This is a genomic window from Mesorhizobium sp. M2D.F.Ca.ET.226.01.1.1 (genome assembly GCF_004022705.2).
GTDB lineage: Bacteria > Pseudomonadota > Alphaproteobacteria > Rhizobiales > Rhizobiaceae > Mesorhizobium.
Map to the genome: position 1 here is coordinate 167,516 of NZ_RZOY02000006.1, position 23,101 is coordinate 190,616.

The following is a 23,101-nucleotide window of genomic DNA, read 5'->3' on the forward strand; positions in this document are numbered from 1 at the left end:
CACCTCCGGTGGTTGCAAGCCCAACGCCTATATAGTGGCGCCGTTCCTGCCACCTAATCTCCTCCTGACAATTTCGGCAGGATGGTCAGGCGCCGCGTCCTCCCGTAACGTCTGACGAGAGCGAGGGAGGAATCATGGGCAAGGGACGGGTCGAGGCATTCACCGATGGCGTCGTCGCCATCATCATCACCATCATGGTGCTGGAGTTGAAAGTGCCGCACGGCGAGGATTTCTCGGCCCTTGTACCGCTGTGGCCTGTCTTCTTCAGCTATGTGCTGTCCTTCATCAATGTCGGCATCTACTGGAACAATCTGCACAACATGTTCCATACCGTGCAGCGCGTCGACGGGTGGGTGCTGTGGGCGAACCTCAACATGCTGTTCTGGCTGTCACTGATGCCGGTGACGACGGCCTTCATGGGCGAAAACCACTTCGCGCCGGTGCCCGTCGCGGTCTACGGCGTCGACCTGGCGCTCTGCGCCGTCGGCTTCAACATCCTCTCGGCCGCCCTCCACCGCCTGCACGACCCGGAAAGCATCTTCGCCAGAGCGTTGGGCAACGACCGCAAGGGAAAGATCTCGTTGGCGCTATACCTCGCGGCCATAGCTTTGACCTTCGTCAACCAGTGGCTCGGTGTCGCGATCTATGTGCTGGTAGCGATGATCTGGTTCGTACCGGACAAGCGGTTCGAAAGGCTGCTAGAAAAATAGCTAATTTAGCTTCGCATCGCCTTCAGCTTCTCGGCCGCCGAAGCGGCAAGGTCGGCATAGCGCTCCTCCAGCCGTTCGGCCGCCTTGATGACCGGGAAGTCGTGGCCGAACTTCTCCAGCGCCAGCCGCAGCTTCTCGGCGAATTCCGCCTGCTTTTCCAGCGCCGCGAACAGCGTCTTCACCTGCGTCTCGCTGATATCGGGATTGGCCAGCATCTTCGGCACCTCGCGGCCCATCTGGTCGCCATTGACGGTCTGCTCCTTCAGGATTCCGATCCAGTCGGTCAAATGCCGAACTCCTTTTTTCAGGACAACATGCGCGGCGGGCGCTGCGGTGGTCAACCCGTTGCAGACGAACCGGCCTTGCCTCGGCGGCGGCCGGCGTTAAGTTCGGCCGGGCCCGAACAAGGATGAAAATCATGACAAGCGACGCCGAAATCCAGACCGCCCTGCCCGCTTTCGCTTCCGGCAATGTCGCCGTCATCACCGGCGGCGCCAGCGGCATCGGCCTCGCCGCGGCGAAACGCTTCGCGGCGATGGGCATGAAGACGGTGCTGGCCGATATCGGTGGCATGCGCCTCGACCAGGCAAGAGGGGCCGTTGCGGCGATCGCCGGCCAGGATGCCGTCCTCCCGATCCCGACCGACGTCTCCAAGGCGGAAGAGGTCGACCGGCTGGCGGACCTCGCGCACGGCGCCTTCGGCCCGGTGTCGGTGCTGATGAACAATGCCGGCGTCGGCAACAATCCGGGCAAGCCTTGGGATAACCGTGATGCCTGGAAGCGGCTGCTGGACATCAATTTCTGGGGCGTCGTGCATGGCGTCGAGGCCTTCGTGCCGCGCATGCTCGCGGCGGACAAGCCCGGCCTGATCATCAACACAGGTTCCAAGCAGGGCATCACGACGCCGCCCGGCAACCTCGCCTACAACGTCTCCAAGGCCGGCGTGAAGACGTTCACCGAAGGGCTGGCGCACGCGCTTCGCAACGAGCCTGGGGCGAAGGTTTCGGCGCATCTGCTGATCCCCGGCTTCACCTATACCGGCCTGACCGAAGGCGCGACGCAAAAGCCCGCCGGCGCCTGGACCGGCGAACAGGTGATCGACTTCATGCTGGCATCGCTGATCGACGACGACTTTTACATCCTTTGCCCCGACAACGAGGTCGCGCGGCCGACGGATGAAAAGCGCATGGCCTGGGCGATCGGCGACATCATCGAGAACCGCCCGGCTCTGTCGCGCTGGCATCCCGATCACAAGGACGCCTTCGCCGCCTTTATGAGCCGCTGACGGGCACTCAAGCGGCGGTTTTCTTCTTGGCGCGGGTCTTGCCGGTCAAGGCCTTCTTGGCCTCCTCGGCGATCTTGCGGTCGTGCCGCTTCGCCGCCGCCTCGCATTTGTCGCGGATCTCTTTGACCTCCGATTCCGTCAGGTGCTCGATACCGATGAATTGGTTGTGGGCGCGGCCGACCCTGATCAGTTCGTCCAGCTTGGCCTGGATCGCCGCGCCGTCGCGGTTCTGCGTGTTCTGGATCAGGAACACCATCAGGAAGGTGACGATGGTGGTGCCGGTGTTGATGACCAGTTGCCAAGTGTCGGAAAAACCGAAGATCGGGCCGCTTGCCGCCCATGCAACCACGATCAGCAAGCAAATGGCGAAGGTAGGCGCCAGGCCAGCCAGATGCGCCACCCAGTTGGCTATCCTGGTAAAAATCTTCTCGATCATGCAAATCCCGAAAATCGTGGACGCGCAGGCATTTGCGAAGAAACAAGCTGCCGCCCCCTCCGGTTCCAAGGATTTGAATTTTCGAGCCTGCGCGCGGCTGCAATCAGACACACGCCAGAAGCGCAGCCGTGTGAAAAAGCACCTTATCGGTTGTTTGCGATAGTGCCGGTGCAGGCAAGAGAGCCTGTTCCTTCCGCTTCGGCGGTTTACCTCGAGCCCCTTCCGCTGCGCCACCCCCGCATGGCGGAAGGGGCAACTATCCCCGAGGGCAGAGCTTAGCATCCGGGTAGCGCCGCGGCGCCTGATGGCGTTCCGCCGCTGGTTCGCCTCAGTGGGTATTGTCTTCCCAGCGATCGAGGAAGGCTTCGATCGGCATGGCCTGCATTTCGGGGATTGCTCTCGCCAGTTTCTCGGGCGCCCAGTCCCACCAGGCGAGGCTGTCGATGCGCGCCGCCACGTCGGCGGAGAAACGCTGACGCAGTGGCTTTGCCGGAACGCCGGCGACGATCGTGTAGGGCGCGACGTCATGCGTCACCACGGCATTGGCGCCGATGACGGCGCCGTTGCCGATCACGACACCAGGCATGACGACCGCGCCGTGGCCGATCCAGACATCGTGGCCGATGCTGACCGACTTCGCCTGACGCCGCGCGCGAAAAGCCGCGTCGACGCCCAGCCAGCGGAAATACTCGTTTGGCCGATAGCCGACCTTGTGCTGCGTCAGCCGCTCGATCGGGTGTTCGAGCGCGTTGATGCGGCTGTTGGCGGCAATCGAGCAGAACTTGCCGATCGTCGTGTAGATTGCTTCCGAATGGCGCTCGAAATAGGAGAAATCGCCGACGCTCACCTCGCGCAGGATCACCCGCTCGCCGATCGAGGCATAGCGGCCGAGCTTGCATGCCTTCAGCTCCGCCGTCGGATGGATGCGCGGCTCGGAGTCCTTGAGAACGAGGTTTTCAGGGCGGTCCATGCCCGGGCTTTACGCCCGCGCGATTGCTCCCGCAAGCGGGACAGATAATCCGCTCGAACCTATTGCGGCTTGCCCTTCGTCCACACCACGTTCTGGCCGTAGAGCGGCACGGTGGTGACCGACATCTTGGCCGAGCCGTTCTGCACCTGCCGCGAATGCGACAGATAGATCAGCGTCTCGTTCTTCTTGTCGTAGATGCGGTTCACCACCTGCTTCTTCCAGATCAGGCTGAGGCCCTGCTTGAACACTTCCTCGCCGCCCTCGCCCATATCGATGTCGCCGATGGTGATCGGCCCGGTCTGGCGGCAGGAGATCGAGGAATCGGGCGGATCCTCGAACCAGTTGCCCTTGTGCAGCCGGTCGATGATGCTGCGGTCGAAATAGGCGACATGGCAGGTGACGCCGTCGACCTTAGGGTCCTTGATGGCGTCGATCATGATGTCGTTGCCGACCCAGTCGACACCCACTTTGCCCACCTCGTCGGCCACGGCCGCGCCGGCGCTGAGGGCAAGACATACGGCGAATAAACCGATCAGTTTTCGCAAAGATTGCCTCCTCGGTTGGCGATTGCCGATGTCAGGTGGGACAGGATCGTGGCGTTTGCAAGCCGCCCGATGCACGCAAACTATGCCTGGCGGAAGGCCAGCATCTGCCTGAGCACATTCGACTTGAGGACAAAATGCTGGACGAGCGCACCGGCGATGTGGAGCAGCACCACATAGAGCAGCACATTCTTGCCGAGGACATGCACCAGGCCTGCGCCCGGCACCTGCAGGAACCACGCCGCGGCGCCGGAAAGCGGCACGATGAAGATCAGCGCGTAGATGACGAGATGCGTCAGCCTGGCGAGCAGCCGCAGCGCCGGATGCTCGATGCCAGAAACTGGCGGAACGCCGCGCGTCTCCCGCAGCCAGAGCCGCCAGGCAGCGAGGACCAGTACGGCAAGGCCAAGCACGACATGCATATAGGCCAGCGGCCAATCGCCCGCAGCGGCTTCCTGTCCGCGGCGCAGCGCGCGCCACACATGCTGCATGCCGTCATGGGCCACGAACTGGATCAGGATGAGCGCGGCGATGCTCCAATGCAGCCAGACCTGGGTCTTCGAATAGGACGATACTGGCGAGCCGGCCATCAGGCTGCTCCATCAGGGATGGTTTATGGAGGATAATTGGACAGCCAAGCCGGTCAAATTAAGGATCGGTAATGGTCCGCCACGCGATCGGACCGCTCGGCCGATTGCGGCAACGCGACATCTTTGCGCGACCGCCGCCGACCCGTTAAGACTGTCGCCAAACTGGCTTCCAGCCAAAGCAATCGCGACGGACATTCACTGATGATGCGTGCAATCCTGGTCGGCATTCTCGTCCTGATGGCGGCAGGCATCGGCTGGCTGACATTCGACTGGTACCGCGGCCATTACGGCGGCGAGCCCTACGGCGCGCCCTTCACCCTGGTTGACCAGAAAGGCGCTCCAATCACCGAGGCGGCCTTCAGGGGCCACCCGAGCGTCGTCTTCTTCGGCTTCACCCATTGCCCGGAAGTCTGCCCGACAACGCTCTTCGAGCTGGCCGGCTGGCTGAAGACGATGGGCGACAGCGGCAAAAACCTCAACGCCTATTTCGTCACCGTCGATCCGGAGCGTGATACGCCCGAGACGATGAACACCTATGTCAGCAATTTTTCCGACCGCATCACCGGCATCACCGGCGATCCGGACAAGGTGCACGCCATGGCCAAGGCTTTCGGCATCTACTGGAAGAAGGTCGACACCGGCGACGGCGACTACACGATGGACCACACGGCCTCCGTGCTGCTCCTCAACGCCAAGGGCGAATTCGCCGGAACCATCGCTTACGGCGAGACGGCCGACGCCGCTGTCGCCAAGCTGAAGCGTCTGGCGGCGGGTGGCCAAACATGACCCCGAACCGAAGGTCAGCGACCGCAAAAAGTGGGAACCGGTTCTCGGAGAAGGTCATGTTCAAACAAGAGGCTTCCTGATGGGGCAGACCCGGCTCCATCTCACCGCCAACAAGGCTGAGGCCGATCGCATCTTCATGGCGCTAGACACCGCCTTCGAGGACGACGGCCTGCCGATCGCCGTGCTGGAGCTCGACGAGGAAAAAGACATCCACGAAGTGTCGCTCTATGCCGACGGCGACGTCGATCCGGTCGAAGCGCGGGTCAAGGATATTCTGGCCGGCCTCGGCCTGCCGAAACCTGTCGAGCGTGAGGTCCTGCCTGAGGTCGACTGGGTGTCGCGCTCGCTGGAAGGCCTGAAGCCGGTCCGCGCCGGCCGCTTTTTCGTCCATGGCTCGCACGACCGGGCCAAGCGCCACGCCGGCGATCTCACCATCGAGATCGAGGCCGGCCTTGCCTTCGGCACCGGCCATCATGGCACCACCGCCGGCTGCCTCGAAATGCTGGAGCAGGTGGTGCTGCGCGAACGGCCGCGCAACGCGCTCGACCTCGGCACCGGCAGCGCGGTGCTGGCGATCGCGGTTGCCAAGCTGGCGCATATCCCAGTGCTGGCGACCGACATCGATCCCGTCGCCGTCCGCGTTGCCGCGGCTAACGCCCGTCTCAACCACGTCAAGGCGTTGGTTGAGACCGTGACGGCGCCAGGCTTCCACAACCCGATCTTCGCCAGGCGCGCGCCGTTTGACCTGATCGTCGCCAACATCCTGGCGCGGCCGCTGATGCGGCTGGCGCCCGAAATGGCCCGGCATATCAGGCTTGGCGGCTCGCTGGTGCTTTCCGGCATCCTCGACAGGCAGCGCGACGCGGTGATCTCGGCCTATGTCGGCCAGAGCTTCCGCCACGTGCGCACGCTTCATCGCGAAGGCTGGGTGACCATCCACCTCAAGCGCTGAAGTAGGCAGCAGCGGCCGATCTGGCCCTGCCGAAATCGATTCCGGTTTCCAGGCCTATGCGCTACGGTCGCGGCGAGCCATTCGAGGGAGATGCCCACAATGTTCCAGACCTTTGATTCCGCTGGCGATCCGACCGTCGGCAAGCCGCGCGTAGCACTGCTGCGGCAAAGGCTGGCTGAAAACGGTCTCGACGGTTTCATGGTGCCTCGCGCGGACGAGCACCAGGGCGAATATGTCGCCGACCGCTCGGCGCGGCTGAAATGGATGACCGGCTTTTCCGGTTCGGCCGGTGTCGCCATCATCCTGCGCGACCGCGCCTTCATCTTCGTCGATGGCCGCTACACGCTGCAGGTGCGCAACGAAGTTGATCTCGGCATCTTCACCGTCGAGAGCCTGATCGACAGTCCGCCGGCCAGCTGGATCAAGGACAATCTCGGTAAGGGCGCGAGACTCGGCTTCGACCCCTGGCTGCATACGATCGGCGAGGTCAAGGCGCTGAAGGCGTCGGCCGAGCAGTCCGGCGCGACGCTGGTGCCGCTCGACAGGAACCCCATCGACATCATCTGGAAGGACCAGCCGGAGCCGCCGCGCGCGCCGGTCGAGCTTCACCCGATCGCCTTTGCCGGCGAGCTCGCCAAGGACAAGCTGGCCCGGCTGGCCGGCGCGATCGAGAAGGAAGGCGCCACTCATGCGGTGCTGACCGATCCCTCTTCGATAGCCTGGGTGTTCAACATCCGTGGCGGCGACGTGCCGCACACGCCGCTGGCACTGGGCTTTGCCATCCTCGCAGCCGACGGCAAGCATCAGCTGTTCATGGACCAGCGCAAATTCCCGCACCAGGTCGCGGCCTATCTCACCCAGCTCGCCGATCCGCAGGATCCGAACGAGTTCGAAGCGGCAATCGTCGACCTCGCAAAGGGCGGAGCCAAAATCGCGCTCGACCCTGTGCTGGCGGCTGACAAGCTGAGAATGCTGGTCGAGGACAATGGCGGCACGGTCGTGCTGGCCGCCGACCCGGCGCGCATCCCGCGCGCCACCAAGAACCAGGCCGAGATCGCCGGCAGCCGCGCCGCGCATCGCCGCGACGGCGCCGCGGTCGCCAAGCTGCTATGCTGGCTCGACCGCCAGAAGCCCGGCACGCTGGACGAAATAGCCGTCGTCACCAGGCTCGAGGAGGTGCGCCGGCAGACCGGCGAGGAAACGCAGATGCCGCTGCGCGACGTGTCCTTCGACACGATTTCCGGGGCCGGCCCGAACGGTGCCATCATGCATTACCGCGTCTCGCGCGCCACCAGCCGCAAGCTTGAGAGCGGCGAGCTGTTCCTGCTCGATTCCGGCGGCCAGTATCAGGACGGCACCACCGACATCACCCGCACCGTGCCGATCGGCGAGCCGACCGAGGAGATGCGCGAACGCTTCACGCTGGTGCTGAAGGGCATGATCGGCATCTCGACGCTGCGTTTCCCCGCCGGCACGCGCGGTTCAGAGATCGACGCCGTTGCCCGCATGGCGCTGTGGAAGCATGGCTGCGACTTCGCTCATGGCACCGGCCATGGCGTCGGCTCCTACCTTGCGGTGCACGAAGGGCCGCAGCGTATTGCCCGCACCGGCACCGAAAAACTGCTGGCCGGCATGATGCTGTCCAACGAGCCGGGCTATTACAAGGAAGGCGCCTACGGCATCCGCATCGAGAACCTGATCCTGGTCACGCCTGCCGAACAGATCGAAGGTGGTGACATCGCCATGCACGCCTTCGAGACCCTGACGCTGGCGCCGATCGACAAGCGCCTCATCCGCAGTGACCTGTTGCACCGGGACGAATTGCAGTGGCTCGACCGGTATCATGCCCGGGTGCTGGCCGAGATCGGTCCGATGGTCGACGGCGAGACGCTTGCTTGGCTGGAAAAAGCCACCGCGCCGCTGCCGCATGACGCAAAGATTTGAGGACAGCCTCTTTCTCCCCGTTCACGGGGAGAAATGCCCGGCAGGGCAATGAGGGGCAGCGCCAACGTTTCGAACGATCGCACCGGCAGAATTCTATCCGATGAACTGCCGTGCGAGGATCAACACAGCCGCGCCGGCCAAGAACATCGCCATCAGGCCGCCGCGCAGCGACACCAGCACGGTGACGATCAGCGCCGCCCATTCGGCCGGTCCGGCATGCAGCAGTTCCGGGGCGACCAGCGTCGTCAGGACGGCGGCCGGCACGGCGTTGAGGCCGGCCTCGACGCGCGGATGGATGGTGTCGAAGCGCGAGATGACGAGGTGGCCGCCAACCCGTGTCAGATAGGTAGCGACAGCGCCGGCAAGGATGATCCAGAAGGTCGTGCTCATGGCCGCTTGCCAACGCCGCTGTGATGCGGCGGCAGGATCACCGCCAGGAGAACACCGGCGATCGCGCCGATCGAGACATGCCAGGGCGAGCCGACGGTTCTGTAGGCGATGATCGAGGCGACGGCGCTGGCGGCAACGACGGGCGCCCAAAGCGGCCGCTTGCGGAAGCCAAGCACCAGGCCGAGGAAATAGATCGGCAGCAGGAAATCGATGCCCAGCGCATGCGTATCCGGGATCATCTTGCCGAACACCGCGCCTAAGCCGCTTTCGATCACCCAGAACACATAGACCGGGAGGCCGAGCCCGAGATACCAGACGAAACCGACCGGGCGGCCGGATTCAGCCCTTGCCTCGGCGATTGCGAATTGTGGGTCGGTGAGGATGAAATAGCCGGCGGCCTGCTGCAGCAGCGGCCAATGCGCGATGCGCCGGCCGATGCCCGCCGAATAAAGCACGTGGCGAAAATTCACCGCGAAGATCGACAGCACGATCAGCCACGGCGCGACATGCTGGCCGAACAGTTCGATGCCGACCATCTGGCTGGCGCCGCCATAGATCATGGCGCTCATCAGGAAGGCTTCGAGCACGGAGAAACCATTGTCGACCGCGATCGCGCCGAACAGCACCGCGAACGGCGCGGAAGCGACGACGACCGGCATCGACAATCGCACGCCGTCCCAGAAGTCGCTCCCGGTCCTGCCCTCAGAGATTGTTTCCGCCGTCATCAGCCGCTCCTAATGCATGACGCCCCTGAAGTGCGCAGCTGTTCTGGGACATGCATCAAAACAAAACTTGAAGCGCCTTGCCTGAGCGGATTCCAGCGCAACGCGCTTCAAGTGCGGCCTGATGTAGGAAGCGTCGCTGTCATTGTCACACCAATTCGCTTGACCCGACGATCAGCGGAACTGATCGCCCCCGCTTCCGTGGCCGATGACAAACTGGCAAGCGTTCGAAAGCTTGCCCAAGGGTGTTACCGGATGATGGATTTTCCATCCGCCCCTATTGTCGAGCGATCAAACCCGGTGCCAAGATCGGGACAAAAGAGGGGCAATGAATGATCGTCTTTGATTTCACCGGCAGGCATGCGGTCGTCACCGGAGCTGGCGGCGGCATGGGCGAAGCGATCGCGCTGGCGCTGCTCGGTGCCGGCGCCTCCGTCACCGCCATCGACATCAAGCCCCGCCCGGTCTCGCTTGCCGCCTACGACGACAGGCTGACCTTCGCCCAAGGCGATTTGACCGATGCCGCCTTCGTCGAGCGAAGCATCGGCGCCGCCGGCCGCGAGCGCGGCCGCATCGACTATCTCGCCAATGTCGCCGGCGTGCTGTGGTTCGGCCGCGACAAGTCAGCGCTCGAGATGGATCTCGATGTGTGGGACCAGGTGTTCAACATCAATCTGAAATCTTTCGTGCACACGGCGCGAGCGGTCGTTCCGCATATGCGCGCCGGCGGGCGCGGCGGCGCCATGGTGCATTTCTCGACCATCCAGTGGTATCGCGGCGATCCGAAACCGCAGGACGCCTATCAGGCCTCGAAGGCGGGCGTCTGCGCCCTCTCCAAGTCGTTGGCCATGCAGCTTGCCGGCGAGCGGATCCGCTCGAACGCCATCTGCCCCGGCATGGCGCTGACGCCGTTGCAAGCGCGTTGGGACACCGAGGAGAAACGCGCCGCCGTGGCGGATTATACACCGCTCGGCCGCATCGGCACACCGCAGGACATGGCCAATGCCGCGCTGTTCCTGCTGTCGGACGCCGCAAGCTACATCACCGGCATCGAGCTCGCCGTCGACGGTGGCCTGTTGATGCGGATGTAGGCGGTTAGAGCAATTCCAGGAAAAGTGTGAGCGGTTTTCCGCCCGGAATTGCGTAAAAACAAAAAGATAGAGCGGTTCGCCGTTTCCGTGAAACGGTGAAACGCATTTGCCTGACCCTGCGACGGCGTCAGGCCGCCACAGCTGTGCCCTGGATCGCCCTGCCCCAGTCGAGCAGCGGCTTGGCGCCAAGCGTGAAGTCGACGAGGTCGTCGACCAGGGCCGGCGAATGAATCGTTGCCGGATCGATGTCGTGCCGGACCACGAAATGCCGATTGCGCACAGCCTGGGCGAGGTCGTCGTCGCCGACGTCCTCGAAACCGCGCGGCGCGCGCTTCAGGCGGTCCTCCGCATCGAGCTCCAGGCCTGCCTTCTTGAGCGACGAGACCATGGCGCGGAACGCGGCCGGCTTGGTCACGATCGCCTTGCGCATCGCCTGCAGCAGCTCTGGCGCCGGCTGCCACCAGGCGACGCCGGCGAAGCAACGCTCCAGCCCGATATGCACATAGAAGACGCCTTGTGACATCTTGGTGCCGTCCGGCGACAGGATCGCCGACAGATGCCGGTTGTAGGGCCGCTTGTCCTTGGCGAAGCGCACGTCGCGATTGATGCGGAACAGCGATTTCTTGCGGTCGCCGCGCAAGCCGAGCTTGGCCGCCTCGAACCGCTCGCTGAGCGTCTCGACGAGATCGCAAAACGGCCCATGCAGCTCGCTGTCGAAGAGGTCGCGGTTTTCCTGAAACCACTCCCGGCTCTGGTGGAAGTCGAGCGCCTTGAAGAACGGAATGGCTTTTGGCCCAAAGCCCTTGAACGCGCCCGCCATCAGCCGCCCCTGCCGATGCGCTGCAGCCAGGTGTCCTCGTCGATCACCTCGATGCCGAGATCAGACGCGGTCTTGAGTTTGGAGCCTGCGCCGGGCCCCGCCACCACCAGATCGGTCTTGGCCGAAACCGAGCCCGCGACCTTGGCGCCGAGACGCTCCGCCATCGCCTTGGCCTCGGAGCGCGTCATCTTTTCCAGCGTGCCGGTGAACACGACTGTCTTGCCGGAGACTTCGCTGCCGGCCGAGATTTCCATGACATAGGGCTTCGGATGAACCTGGGCGAGCAGGGAGTCCAGCACGTCGTCATTGCGCTCATTGCCAAAGAAGTCGCGCAGCGCATTGATCACCGTGTCGCCGATGCCGTTGATCGACGGGAAAACCGTGTGCGGATCCTCCGCCTTTGCGGTCTCCTTGCCCACACGAATCAGTTCCTCGATGGTCGAGAACTGACGGGCAAGCACGGCGGCCGTCGTTTCGCCGATATGGCGGATGCCGAGCGCGAAGATGAACCGATCGAGCTCCGGCTCGCGCCGCGCGTCGATGGCGGCGAAGAGCTTGTCGAGGCCTTCATAGTTGCGCTCCTCGACGCTGCGCACATTCTTGCGTGTCTTGCCCGAGGCCTCCTCGCGCAGCCGCGCCTGCTCCTCGCGCCGCTCGGCCAGCGCCCTGGTGACGGCCGGGCGGCGATCCTTCAGCGTAAAGATGTCAGCCGCGGTCTTCACCAGCCCCGCATTGAAGAAGAGGTCGATATTTTCCGCGCCCAGCCCCTCGATATCCATCGCGCCCCGCGACACGAAATGGCGCAGCCTTTCCACGGCCTGGGCGGCGCAGATCAGCTCGCCGGTACAGCGCCGGCGCGAATCCTCCTTGCCCGTCTTCTCGTTGATCTCGCGCGTCGCCGGCGAACCGCAAACCGGGCAGGTATGCGGGAATTCGTAAGGCACGGCATTGGCCGGCCGCTTGTCGATTACGACGCTGACGATCTGCGGGATGACATCCCCTGCCCGCTGGATAACCACCGTGTCGCCGATGCGCACGTCGATGCCGTCGCGGATCGGCTGGCCGTTGCTGTCGAAACCCTTGATATAGTCCTCATTGTGCAGAGTGACGTTCTCGACCACCACGCCGCCTACGGTCACCGGCGCCAGCCGCGCCACCGGCGCCAGCGTGCCGGTACGGCCGACCTGGATGTCGATCTTCTCGACCGTGGTCATCGCCTGCTCGGCCGGGAATTTATGAGCGACCGCCCAGCGCGGCTCGCCAGTGACGAAGCCCCAGCGTCGCTGCAGCTCGAGCTGGTCGACCTTATAGACCACACCGTCTATGTCATAGCCGAGCGAGGAACGCTGTTCCTCGATCCGGTGGTAGTGCGCGATGAGTTCCTCTTTGGACTTCGCCCGGACCATCAGCGGGCTGACCTTAAAACCCCATTCGGCGAATTTCTGCACCGCGTCGAACTGCGTCGGCGCGGGGTCCGCCGTCGTGTAACCCCAGGCATAAGCGAAGAATTTCAAGTTGCGGCTGGCAGTGACCGACGGGTCCTTCTGGCGCAGCGATCCGGCCGCCGTGTTGCGCGGATTGACGTAATCCTGGCCGCCTGTAGCCGCCGAGCGCTGCTTCAGCGCCTCGAATTCGGCATAGGTCATATAGACCTCGCCGCGGATTTCGATGACCTCCGGCCAGCCTGAGCCCTGCAGCTTCTTTGGGATGTCGGCGATGGTCTTCAGATTGGCGGTGATGTCCTCGCCGACGGCGCCGTCGCCGCGCGTCGCACCCTGCACGAACACGCCGTTCTCGTAGCGCAGCGAGGCCGACAGGCCGTCGATCTTCGGCTCGGCGGTGAAGGGGATGTCGAGATCTTTGTCGCGGTCGAAGAAGCGCCTTCCGCGTTCGATGAAATCGGCGACGTCCTGGTCGGTATAGGCCTTGGCAAGGCTGAGCATCGGCACCGCGTGCCGCACCTTGGCAAAGCCTTCGGCCGGCGGCGCGCCGACCCGGCGCGATGGCGAATCCTCGCGAACGAGATCGGGGAAACGCTCCTCGATGGCGAGGTTGCGCCGTGCCAGCGCGTCATATTCGGCGTCCGAGATCGTCGGCGCATCCTCGGTGTGATAACGCCGGTCGTGCTCGGCGATCTCCGCCGCGAGCCGCTTCAGCTCCTCCGCGGCCTCGCCTTCGCTCAGCGATTCGACTGGTTTTTCCGACATGAAAGGCGGTCCTCGAATTATGGCGGGCCACTATAAATCAGGATTCGCCGGCATGAAGTCGCCTTACGCAAAAATCATTCCCGAACAGCAAGATGCAGCCATCTGCTGACTCAGCCTGCCAGCGTCCGGAAATCTTAAGCCGCCGCGGTATTCTCGCGCAGCAGCCTGTCGGCGGCGGCGCGGGCTTCGTCGGTGATGGTGGCGCCGGCCAGCATGCGAGCGATCTCCTCCTGGCGCGCGGCGCGATCCATTTCGGCAATACCGGTGGCGACGCGGTCCTTGCCGCCGGATTTCGAGATCAGGAAATGCGTGGCCGCGCGGGCGGCTACCTGCGGCGCATGCGTGACCGAAAGCACCTGCACACGCTTCGACAGCCGCGCCAGCCGCTGGCCGATGGCGTCGGCAACCGCGCCGCCGACGCCGGTGTCGATTTCGTCAAACACGAGGGTCGGCGCCGAGCCGCGATCGGCCAGCGCCACCTTCAATGCCAGGAGGAAGCGCGACAGCTCGCCGCCGGAGGCGACCTTCATCATCGGCCCCGGCCTTGTGCCCGGATTGGTCCGCACCCAGAACTCGACCTGGTCGATACCCTCTTCCATGCGGCTTTCGGCATTGCTCGTCATCTCGACGATGAACTCGGCCCGCTCGAGCTTGAGCGCCGGCAATTCCGCCATGACCGCCTTGGTCAGGCCCGTCGCCGCCGCGTGGCGCAGCGAGGAAAGCTGTGCGGCGGAAATATCATAGGCCTCGCGCCCGGCGGCGGCCTGCTTCTCCAGCGCATGCAGCCGCTCCTCACCGGCATCGAGGTCGGCGAGATCGGCCACCATCGTGTCGCGCAGTAGCGCCAGATCGTCGACCGCCACATTGTGCTTGCGCGAAGCGGCACGCAGCGCAAACAGTCGCTCCTCCGCCTTCTCCAAACGCTGCGGATCATATTCGGTGGCGCGAAGCGCTGCTTCGACACCGGACTGGGCCGCGTCGAGCGAGAGCATCGCCTCGTCGAGCGACTTCACCACGTCGTCGAGCAGGCCCGGCGCTTCGCCTGCCTTGCGCTGCAGCCGGCGCAACAGGCTGGCAAGCTGCGGCAGCGGCGAGGACGGCCCGGACAGAACATCCTGCGCGTCATGGATTTCGCCGGCGATTTTTTCGACGCGCATCATCTGCGCGCGCAATTCCGCAAGCTCGCTCTCCTCGCCCGGCTGCGGGTCGAGCTTTGCCAACTCGGCCACCGAGGCGCGCAGATAATCCGCCTCGCGCGCCGCCGCTTCGACCTTGGCGCGATGCCGGGAGAGCTCCTGCTCGCAGTTTCGCCAGTAGCGCCAGGCCTCGCCCGCGCCGCGAACGGCGCCGAGATGGCCGCCGAAACTGTCCAGCAATTCGCGATGCGCGCCGGGATCGACCAGCGCGCGCTCGTCATGCTGACCATGGATTTCGACCAACGCGCGGCCGACATCGCGCATCAGCGTGACGCTGGAGGGCTGGTCGTTGACGAAGACGCGCGTGCGGCCGTCGGCCGTCTGCACGCGGCGCAGAATGATGTCGCCGTCATCCTCGATGTCATTCTCGGCAAGCAGCGCGCGGGCCGGATGGTTGCGCGGAACGTCGAACACCGCGATCACCTGGCCTTGCGCGGCGCCGTGGCGCACCAGCGAGGCATCGCCGCGCGCGCCGAGCGCCAGCGACAAGGCGTCGAGCAGGATGGATTTGCCGGCGCCGGTCTCGCCGGTCAGCACCGAAAGCCCAGGCAGGAAGTCGATGTCCAGCTTCTCGATCAGGACGATATCGCGGATCGACAGTCTGGACAGCATCAGAACCCGGACCTATTGCATGTCGGCCAAAACGGACCCGGTTTGGACAACGACACGCGCCAAAAACAAGAGACTTAAAGCGCGTCGCATCGGCCCGTTCAAGCGCGACGCCTTAAGGTGCGACCATAGGGGAGTCGCAGCGCCGCACTATCTTTTTGTTTTTGCGCCGGATCAATCCGAAAAGCGCTGCAGTCGGGCCAATGCTCAGGCCTTAGGCGCCGGTGATCAGCTTCCCGGCCTTGGAGATCCACGACCCGGCATTTTCGCGCGGCGCAAGCCCGTTGCTCTGCAGGAGCTTATAGGAATCCTTGTACCACTGGCTGTCGGGATAGTTGTTGCCGAGCACCGCGGCTGCCGTCTGCGCTTCCGAGGTCAGGCCCATCGCATAGTAGGACTCGGTCAGGCGCGCCAGCGCCTCCTCGACATGGCGGGTGTTGGAGTAGCTCTCGACCACGGTGCGGAAGCGCTTGACGGCGGCGATATAATCGCGGCGCTCGAGATAGTAGCGGCCGACCTGCATCTCCTTGCCGGCGAGCTGATCGTTGGCGAAGCGGATCTTGTCCTTGGCATCGCCGACATATTCGGAATTGGGCCAGCGGGTCACCAGATCCTGCATGGTCTGGATGGTCTGGCGCGCTTCCTTCTGATCCTGGGTGACGTCCTTGATCTGCCGATAATAGCTCAAGCCGATGATGTATTGCGCATAGGCGGCTTCGTCGGTCGACGGATAGAGCGTCAGGTAGCGCTTCGCGGTGCCGATCGCCTCGTCATAATTGCCGGCGCGATAGTCGGCGAAAGCGCCCATCACCATCGATTTGCGCGCGAATTCCGAATAAGGATGCTGGCGGTCGACGGCGTCGAACTTCTTGCTAGCCTCGTCGAGTCGGCCGGCATTCATGTTGGCCAGGCCCTGATTGTAGAGAACGTCGGCCGGTTCGGTCTGGTCGACATAGGTCGCCAGGTTGACGTCCTTCTTCTCCGACATGCAGGCCGACAGCACGAGCGCGGGAGCAACCACCGACAGCGCCAGCAAAACAGCCCGACGCGGCGCTACCGATTGACCAACTCGCGAAAAAAACATGTTTGAATTCCGCCCCTTCGGCGTCGTTTCGGTCCGGGCCGCAGCCATAAACCATTATCCCCTTGCCCGGCAACGCTATGTCCGGCCAATCGCACATTTTTGTGGCGGCTGCCGGACGCCGCGATCTGAGCGCGATTTGGTGTCTCGGTGATGCATTATTACCACACCACCCTTGCCCAGATCAAACCCGACGGCCGCGCCTTGCGATACCGTGCAGGAGCCTGCCAGAAGGTGGCAAAGGAACCGTTACAGGCTGCAAGGGCTGGAAAACGCCGCTGTCGTCTGTGAGGAGAACCGCCTCAGATAACCCAGGGCGCGTAAACCGGCCCGCTCACCGCGATCATCTCGGCGACTCGGCCGCGCTCGCGGCGCCTGGTCTCGACGATCTCGAAGGCCGTGCGGTCGGAAAGCAGCCGGCGCAACGCCGAGGCGTTCATCCGGTGGCCGCCGCGATAGGAACGGAAGCAGCCGATGAAGCGCGCGCCGGCCAGCGCCAGATCGCCCATCGCATCGAGCGTTTTGTGGCGGGCGAACTCATTGGGATAGCGCAAGCCCCCGACATTGATGACGCGGTTGTCGTCGCCGATGACCAGCGAGTTTTCCAGGGACGAGCCGAGCGCATAACCGGCGGCCCAAAGCCGCTCGACATCCTTCATGAAGCCGAAGGTGCGGGCGCGCGCGATGTCGCGGCGGAAGATGTCGGGGTTGATGTCGGAGGCAAATTGCTGCCGGCCGATCGCCGGGCTTTCAAAATCGATCTCGACCTCGAAGCGCGTGCCGTCATAGGGGCGGAACTCCGCCCAGGATGCGCCTGCTTCCACGCGCACCGGCTTGACCACGCGGATATAGCGCCGCTTCACCGCCAGCGTCTCGATGCCGGCCTGATCGAAGGCTTCGACGAAGGCCATGGCGCTGCCGTCGAGAATGGGGACCTCCGAACCGTCGATCTCGATGACGAGGTTGTCGATGCCAAGACCGAAAACCGTGGCCATCAGATGCTCGACCGTGCCGATATGTTCGCCCGCCGGATCGCCAAGCATGGTGCAAAGATCGGTAGCGCCGACTTCCGCGACCAAAGCGCGGAAATCGCGGCTTTCACTGCCATTCGAAAGATGGAACACGATGCCCGAGTCGGCCTCGGCCGGCAGGAAATGAACGGTGACCGGCTTGCCGCTGTGGACGCCGATGCCAGTCAGCGTCGCGCGCGATTTCACTGTCGTCTGATAGTCGTGCAAGAGTAACCCCATACGCCCTAATGCCTGCGTCCGCTCGATCGGCCTTGGGTATCTTGCAGCCAGATCGATGGTCTGGCGCGCGCACAAATGCGGCAAAATAAGCAAGAGCATGCGGCTCTGTATGATCGGCAGGCAGGGCTACTCCCCGAATCCCGGCAAACCGACTTTAGTCCGTGGCGAAGATAATGGCCCCCTCGGGAGACTCCAAATCACGGTTTTTTACCCCGTGTAACCACGGGAAGACGTGATAAATATCTCGTAACGCATTGTTTTAACTAGGCTTTATAAAGGAAACAGGCAGACGATTTTTCGTCTGCCTGTTAACAACCGTTATATATCGTTAACGATCAGCGGTCAGTTGGCCTGACGGCGCAGGAACGCCGGGATCTCCAGCTGGTCGTCTTCCTGCACCGTGCGGGCCTGCGGCGTCAGCCGGCCCTGGTCGTCGAGCTGGCCGCGGCGCGGCGCGTAGAGCTGCGGATCCTGGCTGGCGAGACGGCGCATCTCGGGCGCTGCCTGGCGCAGCTTCGGTTCACGCGGCTGCGCCGGCTGGAGCCGAGCCGGCTCTTCCTCGCGGCGGGTAAGGCCGTTGGTCAGCCGCTTGATCAGCCCCATCGGACCGCTGTTCTCATGGTCCGCGGGCCGCGTCTTGGCTTCGACTTCAGCCCTTACCACCGGCGGAAAGTCTTCCACGCGCGGCATCCGCTGCGGCGCCGCGGCCACCGGCTGCGGCATCTCGCGCTGCGGGGCGGGCTGCTGCATGACCTGCGGCTGCGCCACCGGCTGCGGCTGCGGCTGCGGCTGGGCCGGCGGAGCCTGGAAGATCTTGCTCTGCGGCCGGAAGTCGTCGACCGGCATGGGGCGCGACTGCGCCATGGCGGCGGCGTTTGCCTCGGCGAGCTGGATCGCCTCGGCGACCGGATCGACCGCCCGCGGCTCGTAGACTTGCTGCTGAACCGGTGCCGGGCGGATTTCGGCGACCGGAGCCGCCGCTGGACGGGCAGCCGGCTTCTGCGGCGCGCGGATCGAGATCGGCGCCGCGGCGATTTCAGCGGCCGACTTGTCGATGCCGGTGGCGACGACCGACACGCGGATCACGCCTTCCAGCTCCTCGTCGAAGGTGGCGCCCAGGATGATGTTGGCGTCCTGGTCGACCTCTTCGCGGATGCGGGTCGCGGCTTCGTCGACTTCGAACAGGGTCAGGTCGCGGCCGCCGGTGATCGAGATCAGCAGACCCTTGGCACCCTTCATCGAGGTCTCGTCGAGCAGCGGGTTGGCGATGGCGGCTTCCGCCGCGGCCATCGCGCGGCCCTCGCCCGATGCCTCGCCAGTGCCCATCATCGCCTTGCCCATCTCGCGCATAACCGAGCGCACGTCGGCGAAGTCGAGATTGATCAGGCCTTCCTTGACCATCAGGTCGGTGATGCAGGCAACGCCCGAGTAGAGCACCTGGTCGGCCATGGCGAAGGCATCGGCGAAGGTGGTCTTGTCATTGGCCAGCCGGAACAGGTTCTGGTTGGGGATGACGATGAGCGTATCGACGCATTTCTGCAGTTCCTCGATGCCCAGGTCGGCCGTCTTCATGCGGCGCTGGCCTTCGAAATGGAACGGCTTGGTGACGACGCCGACGGTGAGGATGCCCTTCTCGCGCGCCGCGCGGGCAACGACCGGAGCAGCTCCCGTGCCGGTGCCGCCGCCCATGCCGGCGGTGACGAAGCACATATGGGTGTTGGACAGGTGGTCTATGATCTCGTCGATGCACTCTTCCGCCGCCGCGCGGCCGACTTCCGGCTGCGAGCCGGCGCCGAGGCCCTCGGTCACATGCGCGCCGAGTTGGATGAGCCGCTCGGCCTTCGACATGGTCAGCGCCTGCGCGTCGGTGTTGGCCACCACGAACTCGACGCCGCGCAGGCCGGCGGTGATCATGTTGTTGACGGCATTGCCGCCGCCGCCGCCGACACCGAACACGGTGATGCGGGGCTTAAGCTCGGTGATGTCCGGCTTTTGCAGATTGATGGTCATTGTCTCCGTCCTTTGCCTTTCCCGCCGCCTCGCCGCTGCGGCCGCCTATGGGGCTGTCCCCGTCAAATTAAAAACTGTCTCTCAACCACTGACTCATGCGATGCAGTTTTCCGCCCGTCCCGGTCATCCTGAAACCGGAAAGTCCTTTCGCCGAATGGCTCTCGAAGCTCGCCATCTGCGGATAGATCATCAGCCCGACCGGGGTCGAGAACGCCGGCCCCTTGGCCGCCTCCGGCAGGCCTGCCACGCCGAGCGGCCGGCCGATGCGCACATTGCGCCCGAGAATGCGGCGCGCGGCTTCCGGCAAGCCTGAGAGCTGGCCGGCGCCGCCGGTCAGCACGACGCGTTTTCCCACGGCATTGCCATAGCCGGACTTGTTCAGCCGGTCGCGCAAAAGCTCCAGCGTCTCGTCGATGCGGGCGCGGATGATGCGCGTCATCACCGAGCGCGGGATCTGCAGCGGCACATCACCTTCCTCGCCGATCGGCTGGATCGAGACGAGGTCGCGGTCGTCGGCGCTGCCGGGCAGCGCCGAGCCGTGCATCACCTTCAGCCGTTCGGCGGCATCGAGCGAGGTCGACAGGCCCTTGGCCATGTCGAGCGTCACGTGGTTGCCGCCGATGGCGATGGCGTCGCCGTGGACGAACTTGCCTTCCGAGAACACCGAAATGGTCGTCGTGCCGCCGCCCATGTCGATGCAGGCGGCGCCCATTTCGAGCTCGTCATCGACCAGCGAGGCAAGCCCGCTGGCATACGGTGTCGCCACCATGCGTTCGACCGACAGATGCGAGCGGTTGATACAAAGCTCCAGATTGCGCATCGGCGCCGCGTCGCCCGTCAGAACATGCATGTCGACGCCCAGCGCATCGCCGACCATGCCGCGCGGATCGCGCATGCCGCGCTCGGCATCGAGCGAGAAACCGACCGGCAGCGAATGGATCACTTCGCGCTCGGCCCTCAGCGCCTGCTTGGCGCCGGCGGCGAGCACGCGCTTGATGTCGACTTCCTCGACCTGATGGCCGCCCAGATTGATGGTCGCCGAGAAGGCCTCGCTCTTCAGCCGGCCCGCCGTCATGTTGACGATGAGGGAATCGACCGTGAGCCCGGCCATGCGCTCGGCCGCATCGACGGCCAGACGGATGGCATGTTCGGCGCGGTCGAGGTCGACCACGACACCCGACTTCACGCCTTGCGACTTCTGGTGGCCGATGCCGATCACCTGGATGCGGTGCGAGCGCCCGCGCAGCAGCTTGCCGTCCTCGTTCGGCTTGAGCTTCGCCACCACGCAGCAAACCTTGCTGGAGCCGACATCGAGCACCGTGAGCGTGCCCGACCGGCGCGAAGAAGCATCGGCACTGCCGCCAAGCCAGTTCATATCTTTGCCCCCGCCTTGCGCTTGGCCAGGTTCTTCGGCTTGTCGCTGAGCGCGGCTTCGCGCTGCGTCGCCGCTTCCGGCGAAAGCTCTACGACCAGCCGGTCGGGGAGCCGCATGTCGACGGCGGCGATGTCGCGCGTCAAAAGCCCGTTGTCATGGTCGATCCTGACGAGTTCGGCGATCGCCTGGTCCTCGTCGTCCTCGGGCAGCTTGATCGTGATGCCGTTTTCTAGTCTCAGATCCCAGCGCCGCTCGCCGACCCGGATATAGCCTTTGACCCGCGCGGCGAGTTCCGGATAGCGCTTGATCTTCTCGAGAAAGGCCGGCGCCATGGCCGGCCCGCCCGTGCCGATGATCAGCGGCAGCAGCGCCTGCTTGCCGCCCGAGAACGGCGCGATCACCTCGCCCGACTTTTCGATGACCGACACCGAGGCGCCCTGCTGCCAAAGCGCGAAGGCCTCGCGCTCTTCGATGCGCACCTCCAGCGTATGCGGATAAATCTTGCGCACTGCCGCACCCTCGACCCAGGGCAGCGTCGCGATGCGCTCGCGGGCCGCTTCGGCGTCGAAGCCGATCAGCGAGGTCCAGCCGTCGAGGCCGAGCCGATCGAGCACGTCGATTTCAGAAGTCTGGCGGTTGCCGACCACCTTGATCTGGTCGACAGCAAAGCCGGTGCGGGCCGTGATGCCCTGCACGACGGTATCGGTGTAGCCGCCAAGATAGGCGCCATAGGCGCTGCTCGACGCGATGAGCGCCGCAGAAAGGATCGCTGCCGAGAAGCGCGGCGCCTCATATTCGCCGCCGCACAGGCGCCCAAGCACCCGGACCGGCCGGCGAAGCTGGCGGGGCAAGACGAAACGGTCGAATGACAGCGACAGACCGAACAGCGCGAAACCAGCCGCGCCGCCGCCATTACCCTGTCCCCACCTCAACGCAGACACGAAGCGTCCTCCACCATCCAACTCAACAAATCGCCGAACGAGTGTCCCGCTTGGGCGGCGATTTCAGGCACCAGAGACGTCGGCGTCATGCCCGGCTGGGTGTTGACCTCAAGCCAGACAACCTCGCCGTTTTCGGAGTGGCGGTCGTCGTAACGGAAGTCCGACCGGGAGACGCCCCGGCAACCGATGGCAAGATGAGCCTTAAGGGCCAGTGTCTGTATTTTTTGGTAAATATTCGGTGAAATTTTAGCAGGGATTTCGTGTTTTGATCCGCCAGGAACGTATTTTGAATCGTAGTCGTAGAAGGAATGCCCGGTCGGGATGATCTCGCAGACGCCGAGCGCCACATCGCCCATCACCGCGCAGGTCAGCTCCCGTCCATGGATGTAGCGCTCGACCATGACGGTCTCGCCATATTTCCATTCCGTCGAGCCGATCACCTGCGGCGGATGCGACTGCCCCTCATGCACGATGACGACGCCGAAGCTCGACCCCTCATTGACCGGCTTGACCACATAGGGCGGCTTCATCGGATGCTTGTTCTGGACGGCGAAACGGTTGACCACCTTGGATTCCGCGACTGGAATGCCGGCCGCCTTGGCGACCTTCTTCGCCTGCTCCTTGTTCATGGCCAGCGCCGATGCGAGCACGCCCGAATGGGTGTAGGGAATTGCGAGATATTCGAGAATTCCTTGGATGGTGCCGTCCTCACCGAACGGACCGTGCAGCGCATTGAAGGCAACGTCAGGCTTGAGCTCGGCAAGCACCGACCCGACATCGCGCGAAACATCGACGCGGGTGACCTGATAGCCTTCAGTCTCGAGCGCATCCGCACACGCCTTCCCCGAGGACAGAGACACGGGCCGCTCCGAGGAGAATCCACCGAGGAGAACAGCCACATGCTTCTTCTTCATTTCCCGTCATCCCCTCTCACGCCGGGCCTGCAACCGATATTCCCACACCACATTCCCGAGCATTGAGTCCGAGTCTTCCGGCGGGTTGCCCCCCAGACGGAAACGCGGCTGAACGCGTCGAACGACTCAAATCAGGAAACGCTTTAGGGCAGAGAATCAGAGAGTTGATTCGCTGGCAAGTACCTATGATTCCGAGAGATTCACTTTCCGCGAAAACAGCCGAGAAAAGTGTGTTGTTGAGTCTTTGCAGCAACGGTTGACGTCGCCACGAAGGCGCCGA

Annotated in this window: 22 protein-coding genes; 6 read left to right on the forward strand and 16 right to left on the reverse strand. The window is 64.2% G+C overall.

Annotated features, from left to right (window positions below; translation table 11 throughout):
• Positions 1–134: 134 nt before the first annotated feature.
• Positions 135–710, forward strand: a complete 576-nt coding sequence (locus EN869_RS15875) for a TMEM175 family protein (RefSeq protein WP_127228903.1) — start codon at positions 135–137, stop codon at positions 708–710.
• A 5-nt stretch (positions 711–715) separates the two neighbouring features.
• Here the strand turns inward: EN869_RS15875 and EN869_RS15880 are convergent, their stop codons facing one another.
• The gene (locus EN869_RS15880; protein ID WP_127228904.1) at positions 716–997 is read right to left on the reverse strand and encodes a hypothetical protein; all 282 of its coding nucleotides are present in this window, start codon (positions 995–997) and stop codon (positions 716–718) included.
• Positions 998–1,128: 131 nt separating this feature from the next.
• On the opposite strand from EN869_RS15880, the gene EN869_RS15885 reads away from it, so the two are divergent.
• Positions 1,129–1,995, forward strand: a complete 867-nt coding sequence (locus tag EN869_RS15885) for an SDR family NAD(P)-dependent oxidoreductase (protein ID WP_127228905.1) — start codon at positions 1,129–1,131, stop codon at positions 1,993–1,995.
• A 7-nt stretch (positions 1,996–2,002) separates the two neighbouring features.
• Here the strand turns inward: EN869_RS15885 and EN869_RS15890 are convergent, their stop codons facing one another.
• From EN869_RS15890 to EN869_RS15905, 4 genes are all read right to left on the reverse strand, one after another.
• The gene (locus tag EN869_RS15890) at positions 2,003–2,431 is read right to left on the reverse strand and encodes a low affinity iron permease family protein (RefSeq protein WP_167498503.1); all 429 of its coding nucleotides are present in this window, start codon (positions 2,429–2,431) and stop codon (positions 2,003–2,005) included.
• Positions 2,432–2,759: 328 nt separating this feature from the next.
• Complete coding sequence (locus EN869_RS15895; RefSeq protein ID WP_127228906.1) at positions 2,760–3,401, reverse strand: DapH/DapD/GlmU-related protein; 642 nt, start codon at positions 3,399–3,401, stop codon at positions 2,760–2,762.
• A gap of 59 nt (positions 3,402–3,460) precedes the next feature.
• Positions 3,461–3,946, reverse strand: coding sequence for a CreA family protein (locus EN869_RS15900; RefSeq protein WP_189341207.1), 486 nt, complete (start codon positions 3,944–3,946; stop codon positions 3,461–3,463).
• 80 nt (positions 3,947–4,026) lie between these two features.
• A complete protein-coding gene (locus EN869_RS15905) occupies positions 4,027–4,533 on the reverse strand; it encodes a cytochrome b/b6 domain-containing protein (RefSeq protein ID WP_127228907.1) in 507 nt (168 codons plus the stop codon).
• Positions 4,534–4,734: 201 nt separating this feature from the next.
• Here EN869_RS15905 and EN869_RS15910 point away from each other — a divergent pair, with 201 nt between their 5' ends.
• From EN869_RS15910 to EN869_RS15920, 3 genes are all read left to right on the forward strand, one after another.
• Positions 4,735–5,319, forward strand: a complete 585-nt coding sequence (locus EN869_RS15910; RefSeq protein ID WP_127228908.1) for an SCO family protein — start codon at positions 4,735–4,737, stop codon at positions 5,317–5,319.
• A 79-nt stretch (positions 5,320–5,398) separates the two neighbouring features.
• Positions 5,399–6,271 carry a 50S ribosomal protein L11 methyltransferase gene (locus EN869_RS15915; RefSeq protein WP_127228909.1) on the forward strand — a complete coding sequence of 291 codons (873 nt, stop codon included), beginning with the start codon at positions 5,399–5,401 and terminating at the stop codon, positions 6,269–6,271.
• Positions 6,272–6,370: 99 nt separating this feature from the next.
• Positions 6,371–8,215: an aminopeptidase P family protein gene (locus EN869_RS15920; protein WP_127228910.1), complete on the forward strand. Its 1,845-nt coding sequence runs from the start codon at positions 6,371–6,373 to the stop codon at positions 8,213–8,215.
• A 93-nt stretch (positions 8,216–8,308) separates the two neighbouring features.
• On the opposite strand, the gene EN869_RS15925 is transcribed toward EN869_RS15920, so the two are convergent.
• Positions 8,309–8,605 carry an AzlD family protein gene (locus EN869_RS15925; RefSeq protein ID WP_127228911.1) on the reverse strand — a complete coding sequence of 99 codons (297 nt, stop codon included), beginning with the start codon at positions 8,603–8,605 and terminating at the stop codon, positions 8,309–8,311.
• Positions 8,602–9,330 carry an AzlC family ABC transporter permease gene (locus tag EN869_RS15930; RefSeq protein ID WP_127228912.1) on the reverse strand — a complete coding sequence of 243 codons (729 nt, stop codon included), beginning with the start codon at positions 9,328–9,330 and terminating at the stop codon, positions 8,602–8,604. The genes EN869_RS15925 and EN869_RS15930 overlap by 4 nt, the downstream gene beginning before the upstream one ends.
• A gap of 329 nt (positions 9,331–9,659) precedes the next feature.
• Here EN869_RS15930 and EN869_RS15935 point away from each other — a divergent pair, with 329 nt between their 5' ends.
• Positions 9,660–10,418, forward strand: coding sequence for an SDR family oxidoreductase (locus EN869_RS15935; RefSeq protein ID WP_127228913.1), 759 nt, complete (start codon positions 9,660–9,662; stop codon positions 10,416–10,418).
• A gap of 127 nt (positions 10,419–10,545) precedes the next feature.
• On the opposite strand, the gene EN869_RS15940 is transcribed toward EN869_RS15935, so the two are convergent.
• The 9 genes from EN869_RS15940 to EN869_RS15980 form a co-directional block, all read right to left on the reverse strand.
• Positions 10,546–11,238 carry a TIGR02453 family protein gene (locus tag EN869_RS15940; RefSeq protein ID WP_127228914.1) on the reverse strand — a complete coding sequence of 231 codons (693 nt, stop codon included), beginning with the start codon at positions 11,236–11,238 and terminating at the stop codon, positions 10,546–10,548.
• Positions 11,238–13,445 (reverse strand): NAD-dependent DNA ligase LigA, encoded by a 2,208-nt coding sequence (gene ligA, locus EN869_RS15945; RefSeq protein ID WP_127228915.1) that lies wholly within the window; start codon positions 13,443–13,445, stop codon positions 11,238–11,240. Before ligA ends, EN869_RS15940 begins: the two co-directional genes overlap by 1 nt.
• A gap of 134 nt (positions 13,446–13,579) precedes the next feature.
• A complete protein-coding gene (recN, locus tag EN869_RS15950; RefSeq protein ID WP_127228916.1) occupies positions 13,580–15,253 on the reverse strand; it encodes a DNA repair protein RecN in 1,674 nt (557 codons plus the stop codon).
• A gap of 211 nt (positions 15,254–15,464) precedes the next feature.
• Positions 15,465–16,334, reverse strand: coding sequence for an outer membrane protein assembly factor BamD (locus EN869_RS15955; protein WP_127228917.1), 870 nt, complete (start codon positions 16,332–16,334; stop codon positions 15,465–15,467).
• Between the two features lie 299 nt (positions 16,335–16,633).
• Complete coding sequence (lpxC, locus tag EN869_RS15960) at positions 16,634–17,581, reverse strand: UDP-3-O-acyl-N-acetylglucosamine deacetylase (protein ID WP_127228918.1); 948 nt, start codon at positions 17,579–17,581, stop codon at positions 16,634–16,636.
• Between the two features lie 342 nt (positions 17,582–17,923).
• Positions 17,924–19,591: a cell division protein FtsZ gene (gene ftsZ / locus EN869_RS15965; RefSeq protein WP_127228919.1), complete on the reverse strand. Its 1,668-nt coding sequence runs from the start codon at positions 19,589–19,591 to the stop codon at positions 17,924–17,926.
• A 67-nt stretch (positions 19,592–19,658) separates the two neighbouring features.
• Positions 19,659–20,966 (reverse strand): cell division protein FtsA, encoded by a 1,308-nt coding sequence (gene ftsA / locus EN869_RS15970; protein ID WP_127228920.1) that lies wholly within the window; start codon positions 20,964–20,966, stop codon positions 19,659–19,661.
• Entirely contained in the window at positions 20,963–21,907 is a 945-nt protein-coding gene (locus EN869_RS15975) for a cell division protein FtsQ/DivIB (RefSeq protein WP_127228921.1), read from the reverse strand. The genes ftsA and EN869_RS15975 overlap by 4 nt, the downstream gene beginning before the upstream one ends.
• Positions 21,895–22,821, reverse strand: coding sequence for a D-alanine--D-alanine ligase (locus EN869_RS15980; RefSeq protein WP_127228922.1), 927 nt, complete (start codon positions 22,819–22,821; stop codon positions 21,895–21,897). Before EN869_RS15980 ends, EN869_RS15975 begins: the two co-directional genes overlap by 13 nt.
• Between the last annotated feature and the right edge of the window lie 280 nt (positions 22,822–23,101).

Coding starts and splice junctions, on each gene's coding strand:
- ligA (WP_127228915.1), bottom strand. CDS start 13,445: ATGTCGGAAAAACCAGTCGAATCGCTGAGCGAAGGCGAGGCCGCGGAG.
- EN869_RS15930 (WP_127228912.1), bottom strand. CDS start 9,330: ATGACGGCGGAAACAATCTCTGAGGGCAGGACCGGGAGCGACTTCTGG.
- EN869_RS15915 (WP_127228909.1), top strand. CDS start 5,399: ATGGGGCAGACCCGGCTCCATCTCACCGCCAACAAGGCTGAGGCCGAT.
- EN869_RS15955 (WP_127228917.1), bottom strand. CDS start 16,334: ATGTTTTTTTCGCGAGTTGGTCAATCGGTAGCGCCGCGTCGGGCTGTT.
- ftsA (WP_127228920.1), bottom strand. CDS start 20,966: ATGAACTGGCTTGGCGGCAGTGCCGATGCTTCTTCGCGCCGGTCGGGC.
- EN869_RS15910 (WP_127228908.1), top strand. CDS start 4,735: ATGATGCGTGCAATCCTGGTCGGCATTCTCGTCCTGATGGCGGCAGGC.
- EN869_RS15885 (WP_127228905.1), top strand. CDS start 1,129: ATGACAAGCGACGCCGAAATCCAGACCGCCCTGCCCGCTTTCGCTTCC.
- EN869_RS15895 (WP_127228906.1), bottom strand. CDS start 3,401: ATGGACCGCCCTGAAAACCTCGTTCTCAAGGACTCCGAGCCGCGCATC.
- ftsZ (WP_127228919.1), bottom strand. CDS start 19,591: ATGACCATCAATCTGCAAAAGCCGGACATCACCGAGCTTAAGCCCCGC.
- recN (WP_127228916.1), bottom strand. CDS start 15,253: ATGCTGTCCAGACTGTCGATCCGCGATATCGTCCTGATCGAGAAGCTG.
- EN869_RS15905 (WP_127228907.1), bottom strand. CDS start 4,533: ATGGCCGGCTCGCCAGTATCGTCCTATTCGAAGACCCAGGTCTGGCTG.
- EN869_RS15925 (WP_127228911.1), bottom strand. CDS start 8,605: ATGAGCACGACCTTCTGGATCATCCTTGCCGGCGCTGTCGCTACCTAT.
- EN869_RS15920 (WP_127228910.1), top strand. CDS start 6,371: ATGTTCCAGACCTTTGATTCCGCTGGCGATCCGACCGTCGGCAAGCCG.
- EN869_RS15890 (WP_167498503.1), bottom strand. CDS start 2,431: ATGATCGAGAAGATTTTTACCAGGATAGCCAACTGGGTGGCGCATCTG.
- EN869_RS15935 (WP_127228913.1), top strand. CDS start 9,660: ATGATCGTCTTTGATTTCACCGGCAGGCATGCGGTCGTCACCGGAGCT.
- EN869_RS15875 (WP_127228903.1), top strand. CDS start 135: ATGGGCAAGGGACGGGTCGAGGCATTCACCGATGGCGTCGTCGCCATC.
- lpxC (WP_127228918.1), bottom strand. CDS start 17,581: ATGGGGTTACTCTTGCACGACTATCAGACGACAGTGAAATCGCGCGCG.
- EN869_RS15940 (WP_127228914.1), bottom strand. CDS start 11,238: ATGGCGGGCGCGTTCAAGGGCTTTGGGCCAAAAGCCATTCCGTTCTTC.
- EN869_RS15980 (WP_127228922.1), bottom strand. CDS start 22,821: ATGAAGAAGAAGCATGTGGCTGTTCTCCTCGGTGGATTCTCCTCGGAG.